This is a genomic window from Streptomyces incarnatus, from assembly GCF_001027185.1.
In the GTDB taxonomy this organism is placed as follows: domain Bacteria; phylum Actinomycetota; class Actinomycetes; order Streptomycetales; family Streptomycetaceae; genus Streptomyces; species Streptomyces puniciscabiei.
In genome coordinates, this window is the sequence record NZ_CP011497.1 from 8,531,831 (window position 1) to 8,547,379 (window position 15,549).

Consider the following 15,549-nt stretch of genomic DNA (forward strand, 5'->3'; position numbering starts at 1 on the left):
CCGTGCCCGACGTCGTGGTCAGGCCCTGTGCTCGTCGTCGTTTGCTCCGGGAAAGGAAACAAGCGGTGGGTTGGTGGGGGCGTCGGCGGCTGAACCGTCAGCTGGAGGCGGCCGAGTACCTGTACAAGCAGCTGCGCTGGGCGGACGCGGAGCGGGAGCTACGCGGTGTCCTGGAGGCCGCCGGGGATGGGACGGGCCCGCTGGTGGCCTCTGCACACACCCTGCTCGCGCAGGCGCTGCGCGTGCAGGGCCGCTTGCAGGAAGCCGAGAGCGAGGCCAGGGCCGCAATCGAGGTCCAGCCAGTTCCTGGCAGGTTCGAGGGGCGCAACGGCCAGGATGTGCTGGCCCTGGTCCTCGGTGACTTGGGCCGCCACCGCGAGGCAGCCGATCTACTGTCCGCCACCGCCGCAGCACGCGCCCGCATCACTTCCTCCGATCACCGGCTCGTCCTCAAGGGCCGCAGCGACCGCCTCCAGCACCTGGCCTACCTCGGCCTGCCCGAGGAAGTCGTCGCGGAGGCAGGCGCCCTGAAGACCGCCGCCCGCGGCGCCGAAGGGATCCACCGGCTCCTGCTGCCGCTGGCCGTCACCAACGGCCTGGCCTTCAGCCTCTCCCTCCACGGCCACTACGAGCAGGCAGAGCACCTGCTGGTCCCGGTGCTCGACGAGGCACGCCGGTGGCGACTGGGAAGGGTCCTGATGGTGTTGCACCTCGGCGCGGCCCGGGCGCTGACCGGTCAGGGCCAGGCCCAGGAGGCGCTTGCCGCCGTCAAGAAGGCGCAGGACATCTATGACCAGGCTCCGGGCGCCGAAGCACTGGCGCACGATCTGAGCGCGATTTCTCTGGCCAGGGCCGCGGCGTTGCTGGCACTGGGCCGGCCCGCCGACGCCGAACACGAGGCCCGGCACTGCGTCAGTCAGTGCGAACGCCACCTCGGCCGCGCCCACCACCGGGCGCTGGAATCCGCCACCGTGCTCGGAGCCGCCCTGGCGGATCTGCACCGGAACGACGAGGCAGCCGAACTCCTGCACGCCACCCACGACGCCTGGCGCACCCACTTCGGCCATGACCACCACGGCACCATCCGAGCCCGCCAGGCCTTGGCCACCCTCACCGACCAACCAGAATGACACCACGGCCCAACCGGGCACCTTTGCGAGTAGGTGGCTAGACGGTCTTGTCGTGGCCTTACCCGGGGAGGGCGGGCTGGTGCGTAGGATGCGCGGCTGATGGATCACTGGGAGGGGACAGTATGGGAACACGTATACGAGCCGCGGCGGTTGCCGCCGCTGTGGCGCTGGGTCTGGTGCCGGTCAGCGTAGGCACAGCGTCCGCGGCCCCGGCCGGCACGCAGGCGTCCGGGCCTCACCAGATCGGGACGTTGAAGGAGTGGGCCAGCGGCATCCCGAAGTCCTTCCACCGGGGCGGCACGATCGACGTCACCATGTCCTACACGCAGAAGTCCCGGGATGTTCTGGCCCCGTCCGGCTTCGCGCTGTCCTTGTGGAACTTCGCCGCCCCCGGCTTCAAGCAGATGCGCGGCATCTCCGCCACGTGGTGGAATCCGGTACACCGCCGCTGGGAGAAGGCCAGCTACTACGACTCGAACGGACTGATCGGTCTCAACCTGCCTGGCTACTCGCCCACGGTGAAGGTGGCCTCCGGCAAGGTCGGCCACGTCTACCTGCACGTCACCTTCAGCAAGAGCGCCTACACGGGCACGTGGCACTTCGAGCCGATGGTGAACTCCTACTGGCTGCTCACCTCGAAGGGCGCCTACGACAACAACTACCTCGGCGACAGCAGGAGCCAGTACACCTCCAGCCTGCGCCCATGAGCGGATGCGCTGACTGCCGTGCCCCGTACGCCTGTTCTGTGAGCCCGGACTGGCTGCTGGGGTAGGTAGCCTGTCGGCAGTGTTCGTGGCGTTCCCTCCGCGCCGCCTGCGGCGGGGCGCCACGCATACGACTGGTCGCCCCGACCAACGCGCACGCTGTAGGTGGCGCGAGCGTGGTGACCTTCCGGTGCGGAGATCTCGTTCCGGGAGCCAATCGTGGCCGCTGAGGTCTGCGAGGCGCTGGGGCTGGCGACCGAGCCGCGCACCGTCACCCCGGGGCGCCGGCCGGTGATGGAGATCGCCGGGGTGCCGCACGAGCTGTTCCGCTGGACCTCCCGGCGCAGCGACCAGATCGCCGCCTGCCTGGCCGAGCTGGAGCACGAGGACGTCACTGCCGTCGACGACGGTGAGCCGAAGTTCCTGCCCGTGGTCTCCGAGCGGGCCCGCGCCAAGCTGAACCGGATCGCCGCCCGCAAGACCCGCCCGGCCAACAAGAAGACCCGGCCCCTCGCGCGGCTGCGTGAGGAGTGGAAGGAGAGGGCGATCCGCACCTTCGGTGTGGCCGCCGACGTCATCAACTGCCTCCTTGAGTACGCCCGTGCCGCGGCGGCAATCCGGGCGCGGGTCGCCGCCGTGGTCGACATAGCGCTGGCGGCCGTGGACGTCACCGCGACGGTGTTCGTGATGAACCACGGGGGCCGGTTCCACCGCCGGTACCTGCTTCGCCGAAGCCCGTCGTCACCTCGCTCTCGTCCTGCGCGGCCGCCGCCGCGAGCCGGGCCTGGACGAGCAAATTGTGGACGCCGCCATCGACATGTACTGCGTGGACATCAGCGAGCCGAAGACGCTGCGCGGCCTGCTGCCCGCCTACCGCCTCTACACCGCCCGCTGGTCCCTGGCCGACCTCACAGCCGCCCGCCGCCCGCCGCCCGCCGACCACCCTCCCCGACCCGGACCGGCAGCCCCCGGCCGACCCGGGCACACCGGCCTCGCCCCGGCCCTCGGACCTGGAATCGGGGGAGCGGGAGATGCCCCGCCTCCCGTCGCAGTACGAGCGGGCCGTCCTTGCCAGCGTGGTGCCCCACGAGAAGCTGCGCATCACCGTCACCGCCGCGCGGGGCCGGGCGTACGACGTCGTCGCGCACCAACAGGCGGCGACGCCCGAGCAGCTGCTCGCTCCCCCGGCCGCCGACCCCGAGCACGGCGACCAAGAGCCGGAGGCCGGGCGGCGGGAGGCGATCGACCTGACGGCGCTGCGGGCCTTGCGGGAGTCCCGCATGGACGTGGAAGCCCTCGATCTCGCCGCCGAGCGGCTGCGACACCTCCAGGACGCGTTCACCAAGGCGGCCGCCGACTCCCGCGCCCGCGCGGACCGCTACACCGAACAGGACGAGGCTGGCCCAGTGCACCCAGTGCGCCAGGACGACCAGCGGGCGCACCGCCCGCAGCAGCCCGGACCGCACAGCGGCCGAGAAGCCGGCCACTGAGTGCACCCGACGCCGCGCGGGCGGGCACCGGCCGCGGTGGTCGCCCAGTTCGCCCGCTACGGCCAGATCCATCCAGAGCGCGGTGACGTCGCGGCCGGTCCGCGACTGCAGCCGGACACTGTCTTCGGTCCGCCACAGCACGGTCCGGTGGCCGTCGACCTTTAGGCCCACGGTCCTGCGGAGGCTGCGGCACCGGGCGGGTCAGGGCGACGTCTACGGGCCACTGCACCCCATCAGCCTGCACCCCTGCGACACCGGCCGCCTGCTGTCGGTTATCGGCGCGGGTCTGCCATGGCTGCCGCGGCCGCGGTGAGGATGCGGTACAGGACGGGGACCGGGATCGCCGGGTTGGTGACCGCTGTGCATGCCGTGTCGCGGTCGTGCAGCAGTCCGGCCAGGACGCGGGCTGGCAGCCGCGGATTGCGCACCGCGGTGCCGCGGACGTGGGCCTCCGGGTCGTTCAGCAGCCGCATCGCGTCGGCCGGTGACAGCCGGGGGTCCTCAGCCGCGCGGCGGCGCACCTCGGCTTCGGGATCCCGGGCCAGGCGTGCGACGTCGGCCGGTGTCGCCTCCGGATCGTCCAGGGCTAGGCGGCGCATCCGCCCGCTGGGGTCGGTGATGTAGCGCAGCAGGCCCGTACGGGGGAAGTTGGGGTGGCTGCGGGGCCGGTCGGGGCGGCTGAAGCTGCCGTCCCACCAGCGCCAGACCTCCAGCAGCATGTCGGCCGGTGCGTCCTCGCACGATTCGGCGAGGAACAGGCGGACCACCCGGTCCTCGTCCCGCGCCAGGCGCGCCACGACATCCGGCGGGAGGTGCCGGGCTCGGGCCACACTGCGACGGACCAGCGGGTGGGACGACGCGGCCAGACGGCGCATCGCGTCGGCGTCGCCGTGCAGGTCCTCGACCCAGGGCAGGGTGTGCGCCATCGACGTCGAGTCGAAGTCGTGGCGCACGGCGGCGCGTTGCTCCTCGGTGAGGTCGGGGCGCAGCGCCACCGCGGAGCGGATGTCGTTCTGCGGGTCCTTTGCCAGCACGGCGACGCCGTGCGCGCCCAGGCCGAGGTTGGCGGCCAGCGCCCGACGTACCTCCGCGTCCCCGTCTTGGACCAGCTCCGCCTCCAGCTCCGGCGCGAGGCGGCACCGTTCGAGCGCGCGCCGCGGGTCGGGCAGGGCGGCGAAAACCTCGCGAGGCATGGGTACGCGAGTGTGGTGGGCGAGCAGCGCAGCCGTTCGTACCGCGTAGTCGGTGTCGGCCAGCAGCCGCTCCCGCAGCGGCGCAGCGAGGTCCTCCCACCGGGCACAGGCCGCCGCCCGCACCCGGGGATCGGCGTCGGCCGCGAGGCCAGGGAGGTGCTGTGCGGGAAGCCCCGGGAGTTCGGCGGCTCGCGCGCGGGACGGGCCGGCGAGGAGATCGTCGTACAGGTCCTCGGGGAGTTCGGCGCCCCAGATGCAGGCGCGCTCCGCCCAGAGCACGCGTCGATCCGGCGACGGCTCGGCGCGGACCAGGCGTACCCACTGATCGGACGTGAGCTTGGGCCGGAAGGTGTCGGCGGGCCTTGACCGCACCCGCGGATCGGGGTGCGCCACGGCGGCGTCGAGGACGGCGGGCCGGTCGCATCCGTGCAGGAAGCCCTCCTCCACATCCAGCAGCCGGATCAGCAGTTCGTCTGTCGCGGCCGGATTGGACCCGATCCCCTCCGCCCAGTGCCAAGGCCACGCAGATCGGCCGGGCACCGCCGCCCACACCTCGGCGCGCTCGGCCTCCGTCTCACGCCCGGCGGCCTCCGCGGCCTCCTCCAGCCGCTCCGGCAGCCGGTCGAGGGCCGTCACCCGAGGCCCGCCCGCGCCGGGCACCTCCGCCAGCAGCACCTGCCCGTCGAGGGAGAGCGCCACGAACCCGGGAGCGCCGGTCAACTCCGGCACCCCGCTCCCGGTGTGCCGGACCCGGGTCCACCAGGAGTCGTTGCCGCCGATCCGGTGCCTGAGGACGGCCACCAGGAACTCACCGTCGACATCGCAAAGACGGCGCCACCACGCGGCATCGAACGCTTCTTGGGCCACGCCGTCCGGCGCCGCGATCCCCCGCGCGATGCGCCAGCCGGCCTCCGGCGGGAACAGGGTGCCCGGGCACACGTCCTCGACGACCGTGAGTCCGGCGCGTGCGAGTAGTTCGTGGAGTTCCTCTCGGTGCTGCACGCGGTCATGATCCCCGCCAGGCGCGCAGCGGGACAAGGCCCTCAGCCCAGGCCCCCGGGCCTCACCCGCGTACACGTCATTCACTGCGACGTCGCTTTCCCTGTCGTCCGGACGTGCCGGTCCAGCGTCGCATCGAGCGGCCGTGCTGCCTGCCGCGCCGGGAAGCAGGAGGCTTGGGCTAGGAGACCGCCGGTGCCGCGGAGCCGTGACCGTGGGCCTCCACCGCCAGGTGCTGCCAGTCGGCCCAGGGCCGGTGCTGAGCGGCCAGGAGCTGCGCCGGGTGCTGACCGACCCGGAGCGGTGGATCCCGGCCAGGGCGTACGCGGACCGCGTCTGGCTGTCGGTGCCGGAGGTCGTCCGCGCGCGTTGGCAGGCCCGGGCCTTCCCGGCTCCGGCGTCGGGCGGGTTCCCGCACCGCGAGGAGTGGAATGCGGTGGAGGAGACCCTGCTGATCTGCACGCTGGAGGCGAGTGGCTGGCTGACCGGCCCCTTCGGCGTCCTTCAGAGCCCGGAGGGGGACTGGAGCCTCGATGAACGCCTCGCCTGGATCGAGCCGTAGATCGCGCCGCTGGTCCGATGGGTCGAGCAGGGCTGGATCGAGGTGTACCACTTCCCTGGACGGGAGGAGGGCTTCACGGTCGTACCGGCCGGCGAACTCCTCACCACGCTGGCCGACCCGGCGGTGTGGCACGAGGACGACGACTGGTGCGCGGGCGTCACTTGCGAGTTCACGGATGCCGGACTGGGTGCCTGGCGCGGCTGAACGGAATCTTTGACAGGCGGCCATGTCCGGACACGGTCGCCCACGCCGTCTCCGGGGGTGCTGCGAAGGCCCGGCCCTGACGGCGGATTCCCCGGGCCTTCGCATGCACCGGGCGTCTTACGGGCGCCAGTCGGCCTCCAGGTCGTGGGAGTCGGCTTTGGTGAGCTGGGTCAGTGCGGTGCCGTCGGCCCGTACGAGGTAGAGGTGTTCGGGGTCGGCGTCGTCGGCACCGCCTCTGGTGAAGACCAGGCGGCTGCCGTCCGGGGACCACGAGGGGTTCTTGTCGTTGAGGCGAGCCGCGGTGATGCGGTGCAGTCCGGTGCCGTCGGGGCGGACGAGATAGAGGTGGGCGAAGCCGGAGGAGTCCACGCGGCTGAAGGCGATCCGGTCGTTGTGCGACCAGTCGGGCGTCCAGTCGTGGGAGCCGGCCCCGGTGACCGCCGTCTGGGCCAGGGTGGACAGCCGGATCCGCATCACTTTGCTGTGTCCGGTCGCGTCCGCGCGGTTGAACGCCAGGTACCTGCCGTCCGGGGACCACGTCGGATGGAGGTCGTCCGCCGTGGTGTGGGTGAGCCGGGTGGCGGGGCTGCCGTCGATGTCGGCCACGTAGATCTCGCGCTGGGTGCCGACCGGTTTGGCGTAGGCGATCCGTTTGCCGTCCGGGGACCACGCCGGGTCGGTGGCGCCCTTGGTGCCGGGGACGGCCTTGAGGTCGTCGCCCGTGGTCTTCATGGTCCAGATGCCGTCGATGGCGCCGCCGGATCCGTAGCGGACGAAGGCCACCCGTTTGCCGTCGGGGGACCAGGTGGGCATCACGTCGCTGACGGTGGAGGTGTGGGTGAGTTTGACGGGCGTGCCGCCGGCGGTGGAGACCGCGTAGAGGTCCTCGACGGGCGCTGCGGAGGTGTAGCGGGCGAAGACGATGGGGTGGTCCCCTGCCGCCCCCGATGTCCCCGCCGCCACCGCGCCTTGCGCCGAGCCGAGGGTCAGCGGCACGGCCATGGCGAGCGCCGTGGCGATCACCGCCGCCCGGCGGCGCCGCGCTGCGCCGGTTCCACCGGTGGTGCCGATTCTTCGAGTCCCTGCGGCGGTTCTGCCGTTGCCGATGCGCATCAAGGTGTCCACCCGATCCCTCCCCGCGGCCTGCTGCTGCGGGCCGCTCCGGCGGGTAAACATTCCATCCGTGGGGCTCTGGGGGAAGCGGCGGCACCTGGCGGTACGAGCCCTGTGACAGGTTCCGTACGTCCCTGTCACAGAGACACGCTGCGGAGGCGTCGCGCGCGGCGCCCCGGGACGGGCGACTGGTGCGTGCGGCGACTGGTGCGTGCGGCGGCGCCCAGACGCCGGCGGCCGGCGACGGCCGTGTGCCCGCAGGTCCCTGACCCTCCGTCGACGTGGACGCCGCGCATCCCGCGGGTTCGCGTACGTCGTCGGGGCTGTCGCCCCTGACGGGTGGGTTGTGTGTCGCGGAGAGGGCAGGATTCAAACCTGCGTGGACCCTCGAGGGGTCCGACTCTGGGCTGCTGCCCTGGTCCCCGATCAGCCGCTCCGGGCACCTCTCCTCGTTCCCGGCCTCGCGGTGTCCTCGCGGTGCCGTTCACGTGTTCCACGGTGCCAGGGCGGGCTGACGTCCTCCTGACGTGCCGCTGACCGGCAGGCGTGTCCGACCGGTGCAAGGTGCGCCGTCCTGTGTGACGCGCGCACGGCTGCCCTTGCTGTGCACTCACCGCACGGCCCGGACACCACCGCGGTACCGGACGTGCGGTCGGTGCACGCACCGTGGCCGGTCAGAGGCTGCGGGCGGTGATGTCGCCGTAGGAGGTGGTGGCCTGGATGGTCAGGGCGGGGGAGCCGTCGCTGTTCCTCAGCTTGTTCCTTAACATTGTTGGTTACGTTCGGTGACGGTCGCGGGGCGCTTGACGGTCTTGCCGACGTCATAGCGGGTGGCTGGGTGTCGGTTCCTGGAGCCGGGCGGGCGTCCTGGTCCCGGCCGGGTGGGTTTGGGCCCACGGGCCGGACTGCTCAGGTGAGGCCGGATGTGCCTGAACCCCCGCCGGACGCGGGTCGGTGTGAGCGCGATGCCGGGGCGGGTGGTCTTCTCCCAGGGCTTGCGCCGGTCGGCCGTGAGCGGGAGCGCGAGGCGGAGTTGGGTGTGCGCGGCGATCACCAGCCACGTCCACCGGTCCGCCGCCCGCGGGTCGCGTAGTCGGGGGCGGGTCCAGCCGAGGGACTGCTTGAACAGGCGGAACGTGTGCTCAAGGTCGAATCTGCGCAGGTAGCACGACCAGGCGAAGTCGACGTCGTCCGGGGTCGCGCCGGTGGCGGAGGAACCACAGCCAGACTGGCGACGCGTCGCGGTCGCCGGGCAGATGATCGACGTTGAGCCGGATCAACGTGCTGTCGACGAGGGGCAGTTCGCCATCGTGGTCGATCCATGCGGATCGCTGCTGCAGCTTGGGATGAAGCCGGTCCCAGGCACGGGCTTCGGCCTTGCCGTAACGGGGTGTGTCGTTCACCGTGGCCACGGAGGGCTCCGGCCACGACTCGGGCCTGGCCAGGCTGAACTCCATGCCGTGCCTGGGCGGGTGGCCCCCTCGGGGGTGGGCCCGGTAGTACTCCTCGCGGGAGGGCGCCGGACGTCGCAGGACGCGGTCCGAACGTAGCCGTCCGACCAGTTCGACGGGCAGGTCGCGCAGCACCCAGGCCAGGCGCATCACGTCATAGCCCGCGTCCATCACGACCAGGATGTCCCGGTCGTCGCGCTGCCACTGGCCGGCCGCGATCAGCCGATCGACCACAACCCTCAGCTGGTCGGCGGTGACGGCCGCGGCGTCGTCGACGGGCCCCAGCCGGGCCGCGTCCAGGACCTGTGTCCACGACGTGCGGTCCGGGGTGAGCGCGGCGACGAACGAGTACGGCCAGCCTGGCACCACGTGGTCCGATGAACGGCCGTTGCGGCCGTGGACCAGGCAGAACAACCGCTCCGGCGAGCAGGCGGCGTCCGACCTCAGCCACGGCGAGAGGTCCACCGTGAGCACGATCCGCCCGTCGAACCGCGGAAGCGGCAGGGAAACCAGCAGGTCACGCAGGGCGTTCGTGTCGAGCCGGCCGTGGTTCAGAGCGCCGTACAGCGAGCCGTAGCCGCGCTGGTGCTCGGCGAGCAGCGACAACTCCACCGGCGCCCGGGTCGGGCCGTCCGCACACAGCAAGGCGTCGGTCAGTTCGAAGAACGCGTCGGCCCGCGCGGACAGACACCCGTAGAAGGCCGTCCGAAAGCGTGACAGTTCCGAGAACCCATTCCGTTTGCCGACCGGCGTCAGCACACTCATCCCACGGCCTTCCTGGTGAACTCCGGTATCTCGTCGCAGAGTTCAGGATCACGAGGAAGGCCGCCCCATACCCTGCGATCACTCCAAAGAGTGACCACGCAACCGGGCTCGATGTTAAGGAACAAGCTCAGAAGCTGTGTCACATCTCCTTTCAGCAGGTCACAGCGACATAAAGCCCGATCGTGATCTGGTTTGGCGTTCGGTTGGGCGTCGATGGGCGGGCAACCGAACGGTACGGAGGTACCTTCAGGCGGCTGCCTCGAGAGTGGCTGGGACCGCCTCGGTGCGGCGGAGCTGCCGCCCCGGCCGTGGAGCAGGGCCATCGCCGCCAGATACGCGGTCTCCAACTCGCGCTGTTTCGTGTGCCGCCTGTGCCAGGCTCGTGGGCGGCGGCGGGGAGAGCAGTACGTTGCCGAGACGGGACGTTTGACCCCCACCGTCCAGGACATTCCGCACTCTGCACAGGTGGACGCCTGGCTCGCCTGGACTGCCTCGGTCCTCGCCCGCGTTCTCCGCATCTGCCGCCAGTGCCGCGACCGGCACGCCGATGAACAGAATGCGGCCTTCGCCTTCGCCGTCGGCGTCAGCGGACCGCCGCACGCACTGCACAACCGAGGCCCTGCGCCTCGGTCATCGGCGACCACGACGAGCCTCAGCCGGGGCACCTTGTCCCTGCGCATGACGTCACCGTAAGGCAAGGCCGGAGGCGTGCTTCCGGGAAGTGGAAGGCGAGCAGGAGGGAGCGTGGAAACGTAGGGCGCGGACTTGAGTCTCCTGCAGGGGGAGACAGGAAGGTGGGCTCATGGACGGCGGCACCCTCTACTCGATCGGTGAACTGGCCCAGCGCACCGGGCTGACAGTCAAGACCATCCGGTTCTACTCCGATCGTGGCATCGTGGTGCCTGCCGACCGCACTCACGCCGGCTACCGGCGCTACGCCCCGGAGGCCGTCGCTCGCCTTGCTCTCGTGCGGACACTTCGAGAACTGGGACTCGGCCTCGACATGATCCGGCAAGTCGTGGATCAAGAACTCACGCTCAGCGAAGTCGCCGCGGAGCACGCCGCCGCACTGGACGTACAGATCAGCATCCTGCGTCTGCGACGGGCGGTGCTGACGGCCGCCGCCGAACGCGAAGCCACTCCCGAGGAGATGGAACTCATGCACCAGCTGGCCACGCTGTCCGAAGCCGAGCGCCGACGTCTGATCGACGACTTCCTCGACTGTGTCTTCGACGGCCCGCACAGCGACTCCCGCCATGCCGCAGCTCGGCGCTCCATGACGCCCGAACTGCCCGACAACCCTACAGACGAGCAGGTCAGGGCATGGGTGGAGCTGGCGGAACTGTCCCTGGACCCGGACTTCCGAGCCACTGTGCGGCGCCTGGTCGAAGACCATGTGACCGGCCTGCCCGACGGCGCCCCCACACGTCCGCGCCCGGACATGGTCGCCGTCGCCCGTGATCTCGTCGGACCAGCTGTGGCGTCCGGCATCAGCGCGGATTCGCCCCAGGCCGATCCAGTCGTCGCGGCGCTCACCGCTCAGTGCGCGCTCGCCCACGGCCGCCCCGAGGACCCCACACTGCACCAGTGGCTGCTGCACCGTCTGGAAGCCGCGAGCGATCCACGCAGGGACCACTACTTCCAGCTGCTCGCACTGATCAACGGCTGGCCAGCGCCGGACCGCCTCGTCCCGGTGATCGACTGGTCCATCACAGCTCTGCGCATACGGGCGGCACAATGACGCAGCAGCCTCACAGTCCCGCACAGCCGGACGAGGCACGCAAAGCCACTACGGCCACATACCCTCGACCGACGGGCAAGATCGCTGCACGGCTCGAGGCAGACGCCACACCGTCAGCCTCCGCCCTCATACTGCGCCCTTGGAGCCCGGCGGATGCTGTCGACCTGGTTGAGTTGTGTGGGGATGACGCCCTGCGCCGCTGGACGAGCTCAGCCGTCGACGACGAGGCGAGCGCAGCACGGTGGGTTCAGGAGCAGCAACGGGGATGGGAGACGGGGGACCGCTTCGGATTCGCCATCGTGGAATCCCAAGCCACGGGTCATGAGGAGCAGTTGGCGGGCCACGTGGTCCTTAAAAAGATCACCCCGGGTACTTCGTCCGCCGAGGTCGGCTACTGGACCGCGGCGCATGCGCGCGGCCGGAGAGTGGCGCCCAGAGCACTGCAGGCGCTCACGGACTGGGCCTTCACTGCCTTCCCCGGTGACGGGCTGACGCGCCTTGAACTCCTGCACCAGTTGGACAACACCGCGTCATGCCGCGGCGCCCAGAAGAGCCGGTACGAACTGACCACGCTCCTGCCCGCAGCGCCGCCGGCATATCCCCTTGCCGGTCACCTGCACGTACGGAGGCGCGAACTCTGACCGCTACAGCGGGTCCCGGTCGAATCCGTGATAGTGAGCTCGATAAGCCCGCTACCTGCAGCGAAGTACCACTCATCTTGTCATGCGAGGCTCAGACACAGCTTCTGAGGCTGAACCTGCGACGCGGGTCAAGCGATGAGCAGGCGGAGGCCGAGATCTGCCGCGTCGAGGTCGGCGAGGTCGCTGTTGCGCTCGGCCCACCGGCCGGAGTCGAGGTCGTCGCTGAGGCTTCGCACCGACCGCTGCTCGGCCTGCGGTCCGACCCTCGTCCACACCGACATCGCACGGCGCACGTGATCCTGCAGATACGCCCCCGGTCGGCGCCAGTACGCCTCGAACAGGCCGTCAGCGCAGTCCCACGGGATGGGCACCGGCTCAACGCGGGCACCGATCGCGTCGGCCATCCCAGCAAGCGAGGGAAACTCTGCGAGGACGGCGGCGAACTCGGGCAGGTAGTCGCGGGTGAGCCAGAACCGGTCCTGCCATCCGGGCTCGTCGGTGTCGAACGTGAGCACCACCACGCGGCGGGCCACGCGCCGCATCTCGCACAGCCCCGCTATCGGGTCCCCCCAGTGGTGAACGGTGGAGACGGCCATCGCGACGTCGAAGGAGTGGTCCTCGAACGGCAGGCTCTCCGCGGCAGCGGCCACGCACCGTGCCGAGCCGGCAGGCCGCTGCCCCCGCATCACCGCCGATGGCTCCACCGCGGTCACATCGCGATCAGCAGGCTCGTAGGAGCCGGTGCCGGCCCCGACGTTCAGCACCGTCCGCGCGTCCCCGAGCGCGTCCCAGATCTGCGCGGCGATCCGCGGCTCGGTACGCCGTGTCGCGGGGTAAGCGCCGCCGATCGCGTCGTACAGCCGTGCACCGAGCATCTGTAGTTGCTCCTCCGGTGGCACCGTCAGTCCCTTCGCCCGTGTCTCAAGTTCCCTGTCGATGGCCGCCACCATGGCGTCAGCGCGATCACGCCGCTCCAGCAACAGGCCGCGCAGTCGGCGCAGGTGCGCAACCGCGTCGGTGGACGGGTCACCGACCAGTTCGGCAACCTCCCGCAGCCCGAAGCCCAACCGCCGATAGGCCAGCACTTCCCGCAGCCGCTCCACGTCGCCCGCCGAATAGGCCCGGTACCCGGCCGCGGTCCGCGCCGACGGCCGAACGAGCCCGATCTCGTCATAGTGATGCAGCGTGCGGACGCTCACGCCGGCCAGCTCGGCCACGCGTCCCACGGTCCAGTGATCCTCCACGGCACCGACTATGCAGCCTGACGCCACGTGAGGGTCAACAGCCTCACTCACGGCAGCAAGAGCGGACATCACCTTCGACGGCCGACTCTCAGCACCACGCCAGTAACCCAACCACCCTGGTTACACCGTTCGTTTGACAGACCCTCATCGTCCGTCTGGTCCGCGAGCAGAAGGCCGGCGTGGATCACGCAGGTCCGGTGTTCTTCATGCTGCACGGCGTGCGGAGCGAGGAGCGGACGCGCGAGCTTGCCGCCGCCTTCCATGCCGCCCTGTGCGGGTCTCAGTTGATGGCGAAGGCATCGCGGTGGAACACGGTGACCTTGCGGGACTGGCGGGTGCTTTTGGCCCTTGGTCGGTGCGACTAGGTGTCGAGGAACTCGGGGATGAAGATGTCGCGGCTGGTCAGCGGGCGCTGGGAGAGGCCTTGCTCGTGGTGGTAGCGCAGGAAGGTGTCGACCGCCTTGCGGTTCGCGCGCATGCCGTAGGGCCACCAGTCCTCGCCGAGCAGGCTGCGGTTGTGTTCGAACAGGCTGCTGAACCAGGGGGTCACCAGGCTCATGTGCTGCTTCGCGGCGTCCTCGATGTATTTGCGTTCGGCCAAGTCCTTGGCCTTGACGAAGGCGCGGTAGACCGAGCGCAGATCCTCGGAACGGTGCACCAGGTCCTTGCGGACCGCGACGATGTGCATCGGGGGGAAGATCCCGGTGCGCCGGTAGTAGTCGCGCTCGACGTGCTCATAGTCGGGGAAGAGCCGGGCGATCTTCGTCGATCCCCGCAACATGGCGTGGGGCACGTCGACCGAGATGAGCGCGTCGATCTCTCCGGACTCGAGCATCGCGCCCAGGGTCTGGCCGTGGTCGGCGTGCCGCACGTGCACGCCGTCCGGCACCGGCTGCGGGAGCCAGTCGAACGCGGGGATGGGGTGGTTGGTGCCACCGATGACCCAGCGGCACCGGTCGACGGTCACGCCGTACTCGTCCGACAGGATGCCCTTGGGCCAGACGCCGGCGTCGTGTCCGAAGAGCGCGAACTCGCCGAGTGTCTTGCCGGCGAGGTCCTGGGGCTTCTCGATCCCTGCCTCGGTGTTCACGAAGATGGCGGAGTGCCGGAAGTTGCGGTTCGGGAAGATCGGCAGCGCCAGGAATGGGGCGTCGTCCAGGCCGAAGGTGCGCAGGAAGTAGGTCAGGCCGAGTTCCGCTATGTCGTAGCGGCCTTCGAGCATGTGCCGGAAGAGGTCCGAGACCAAGGGCTCCGTCTCAAGGGTGGCGTCCACCCCGTCGATCTTCACGCGGCCGTCGAAGAGCGCCTCGGTGTGCTCGTACCGGTAGGCGCCGATGGTCAGCTCGATGCTCATCAAGATCCCGCTTCCGTGAATGACCTTTCATTTTCACGATGAGCCCGATATGATCCCCTGTCAAGATAAACAATCATTCACTTTGAGGGGGGCTGGCCATGCCGCGGATCACGCCCGAGCGTCGGGAAGCCAAGCGTGCGCAGATCGTGGCGGCAGCGCGCCGGTGTTTCGCGCGGGGCGGCTTCCACCAGACCTCGATGCCGGACATCGCTGCCGCAGCCGGTGTTTCTGCGGGTGCCCCCTATCGCTACTTCGCGAGCAAGGAGGAGATCATCCTGGCCATCGCCGCGGACGCCTTCCGGCTGATCTTCGAGCCGATGGAGCGGGTGGCCGTGGCCGCTGACGCCCCTTCCGTGGGCGACCTGGTCGCCGCTTCCCTTCAGGCACTGAGTGCTGAGACCGTCACGGACGCCGCAGGGCAGGTGGTGCCGGTCGAGGAACTGCTGCAGTGCGTCGTGCAGACCTGGTCGGAACTACTGCGCAACGACGGCCTGCACGCCCGCGCCTTGGAGGGTTTCGAAAGGGTCCGTCGCAGCATCGCCGACGCCCTGCGCCGCGGACAAGCGGCGGGCGCTGTCCAAACCGTGGAGCCGGAGAGCGGCGCACGGGTAGTGATCGGTCTGCTGCATGGATTCCTGCTCCAGCGTGTCGCCTTCGGCTTGACCGACACGGCGGGATTCAACGACGCCGTCCGGGGGTTGCTCGACGGGGCCGAGCGCCCGGACAACGCTGCGCGGTGAGCGTTCCCCAGCTCACGCTGCAAATCCGCTGCACATGCGAGTGCGGCACCCCCGCATCCGCCGGCGCCGTGATGGCCCACTCCGCGGTGGTGTTCCGCTGACAGGCCACGGACGGCGGTGGGAGAGTGGCGCCCAGGCCGGGTTCGGACCTGTGCGGGCCAAGGTCAGCACCATGACCTTGAGAATGTCCAGTCCTGTTGGGCTTCGCCGGAGGCCGG

Annotated in this window: 12 protein-coding genes, 1 tRNA gene and 3 pseudogenes; 9 read left to right on the forward strand and 7 right to left on the reverse strand. The window is 70.4% G+C overall.

Annotated elements, in window-relative coordinates; genetic code table 11:
• The first annotated feature begins 65 nt into the window (after positions 1 to 65).
• From ABB07_RS38880 to ABB07_RS38895, 4 genes and pseudogenes are all read left to right on the forward strand, one after another.
• Positions 66 to 1,130: a tetratricopeptide repeat protein gene (locus ABB07_RS38880; protein WP_208903117.1), complete on the forward strand. Its 1,065-nt coding sequence runs from the start codon at positions 66 to 68 to the stop codon at positions 1,128 to 1,130.
• A 251-nt stretch (positions 1,131 to 1,381) separates the two neighbouring features.
• On the forward strand, positions 1,382 to 1,837 hold the full coding sequence (locus ABB07_RS38885) for a hypothetical protein (protein WP_208903118.1): 456 nt from the start codon (positions 1,382 to 1,384) through the stop codon (positions 1,835 to 1,837).
• A gap of 216 nt (positions 1,838 to 2,053) precedes the next feature.
• Positions 2,054 to 2,371 (forward strand): annotated as a pseudogene (locus tag ABB07_RS42130) (relaxase domain-containing protein); the annotation flags it as partial.
• Positions 2,372 to 2,865: 494 nt separating this feature from the next.
• A complete protein-coding gene (locus tag ABB07_RS38895; protein WP_244189689.1) occupies positions 2,866 to 3,324 on the forward strand; it encodes a hypothetical protein in 459 nt (152 codons plus the stop codon).
• 272 nt (positions 3,325 to 3,596) lie between these two features.
• On the opposite strand, the gene ABB07_RS38900 is transcribed toward ABB07_RS38895, so the two are convergent.
• Complete coding sequence (locus ABB07_RS38900) at positions 3,597 to 5,519, reverse strand: hypothetical protein (protein ID WP_208903120.1); 1,923 nt, start codon at positions 5,517 to 5,519, stop codon at positions 3,597 to 3,599.
• Positions 5,520 to 5,724: 205 nt separating this feature from the next.
• Between ABB07_RS38900 and ABB07_RS38905 the strand changes: the two genes are divergently transcribed.
• Both ABB07_RS38905 and ABB07_RS38910 read left to right on the forward strand, forming a co-directional pair.
• A complete protein-coding gene (locus ABB07_RS38905) occupies positions 5,725 to 6,078 on the forward strand; it encodes a hypothetical protein (protein WP_208903121.1) in 354 nt (117 codons plus the stop codon).
• Between the two features lie 42 nt (positions 6,079 to 6,120).
• Complete coding sequence (locus ABB07_RS38910) at positions 6,121 to 6,282, forward strand: hypothetical protein (RefSeq protein ID WP_208903122.1); 162 nt, start codon at positions 6,121 to 6,123, stop codon at positions 6,280 to 6,282.
• Between the two features lie 117 nt (positions 6,283 to 6,399).
• Here the strand turns inward: ABB07_RS38910 and ABB07_RS38915 are convergent, their stop codons facing one another.
• The 4 genes and pseudogenes from ABB07_RS38915 to ABB07_RS38925 form a co-directional block, all read right to left on the reverse strand.
• Positions 6,400 to 7,407 (reverse strand): PD40 domain-containing protein, encoded by a 1,008-nt coding sequence (locus ABB07_RS38915; RefSeq protein WP_208903123.1) that lies wholly within the window; start codon positions 7,405 to 7,407, stop codon positions 6,400 to 6,402.
• A gap of 342 nt (positions 7,408 to 7,749) precedes the next feature.
• Positions 7,750 to 7,844 (reverse strand) — tRNA-OTHER (locus tag ABB07_RS38920).
• A 225-nt stretch (positions 7,845 to 8,069) separates the two neighbouring features.
• Positions 8,070 to 8,162, reverse strand: a pseudogene (locus ABB07_RS42185) (DUF4097 family beta strand repeat-containing protein); the annotation flags it as partial.
• Positions 8,159 to 9,611, reverse strand: a pseudogene (locus ABB07_RS38925) (NF041680 family putative transposase). The pseudogenes ABB07_RS38925 and ABB07_RS42185, both read right to left, overlap by 4 nt.
• Before the next feature lie 802 nt (positions 9,612 to 10,413).
• Here ABB07_RS38925 and ABB07_RS38930 point away from each other — a divergent pair.
• Positions 10,414 to 11,352: a MerR family transcriptional regulator gene (locus tag ABB07_RS38930; protein WP_208903124.1), complete on the forward strand. Its 939-nt coding sequence runs from the start codon at positions 10,414 to 10,416 to the stop codon at positions 11,350 to 11,352.
• Between the two features lie 80 nt (positions 11,353 to 11,432).
• Positions 11,433 to 11,993, forward strand: coding sequence for a GNAT family N-acetyltransferase (locus ABB07_RS38935; RefSeq protein WP_244189834.1), 561 nt, complete (start codon positions 11,433 to 11,435; stop codon positions 11,991 to 11,993).
• A 128-nt stretch (positions 11,994 to 12,121) separates the two neighbouring features.
• Here the strand turns inward: ABB07_RS38935 and ABB07_RS38940 are convergent, their stop codons facing one another.
• Both ABB07_RS38940 and ABB07_RS38945 read right to left on the reverse strand, forming a co-directional pair.
• Positions 12,122 to 13,219, reverse strand: coding sequence for a MerR family transcriptional regulator (locus ABB07_RS38940; RefSeq protein WP_208903818.1), 1,098 nt, complete (start codon positions 13,217 to 13,219; stop codon positions 12,122 to 12,124).
• A gap of 379 nt (positions 13,220 to 13,598) precedes the next feature.
• Complete coding sequence (locus ABB07_RS38945; RefSeq protein WP_244189690.1) at positions 13,599 to 14,591, reverse strand: substrate-binding domain-containing protein; 993 nt, start codon at positions 14,589 to 14,591, stop codon at positions 13,599 to 13,601.
• A 98-nt stretch (positions 14,592 to 14,689) separates the two neighbouring features.
• Here ABB07_RS38945 and ABB07_RS38950 point away from each other — a divergent pair, with 98 nt between their 5' ends.
• The gene (locus ABB07_RS38950; protein WP_208903126.1) at positions 14,690 to 15,331 is read left to right on the forward strand and encodes a TetR/AcrR family transcriptional regulator; all 642 of its coding nucleotides are present in this window, start codon (positions 14,690 to 14,692) and stop codon (positions 15,329 to 15,331) included.
• Positions 15,332 to 15,549 lie beyond the last annotated feature (218 nt).

Bases quoted from the DNA above. Each gene is read 5' to 3' on its own strand.
- ABB07_RS38945 (WP_244189690.1), bottom strand. From the start codon at position 14,591: ATGAGCATCGAGCTGACCATCGGCGCCTACCGGTACGAGCACACCGAG.
- ABB07_RS38895 (WP_244189689.1), top strand. From the start codon at position 2,866: ATGCCCCGCCTCCCGTCGCAGTACGAGCGGGCCGTCCTTGCCAGCGTG.
- ABB07_RS38930 (WP_208903124.1), top strand. From the start codon at position 10,414: ATGGACGGCGGCACCCTCTACTCGATCGGTGAACTGGCCCAGCGCACC.
- ABB07_RS38950 (WP_208903126.1), top strand. From the start codon at position 14,690: ATGCCGCGGATCACGCCCGAGCGTCGGGAAGCCAAGCGTGCGCAGATC.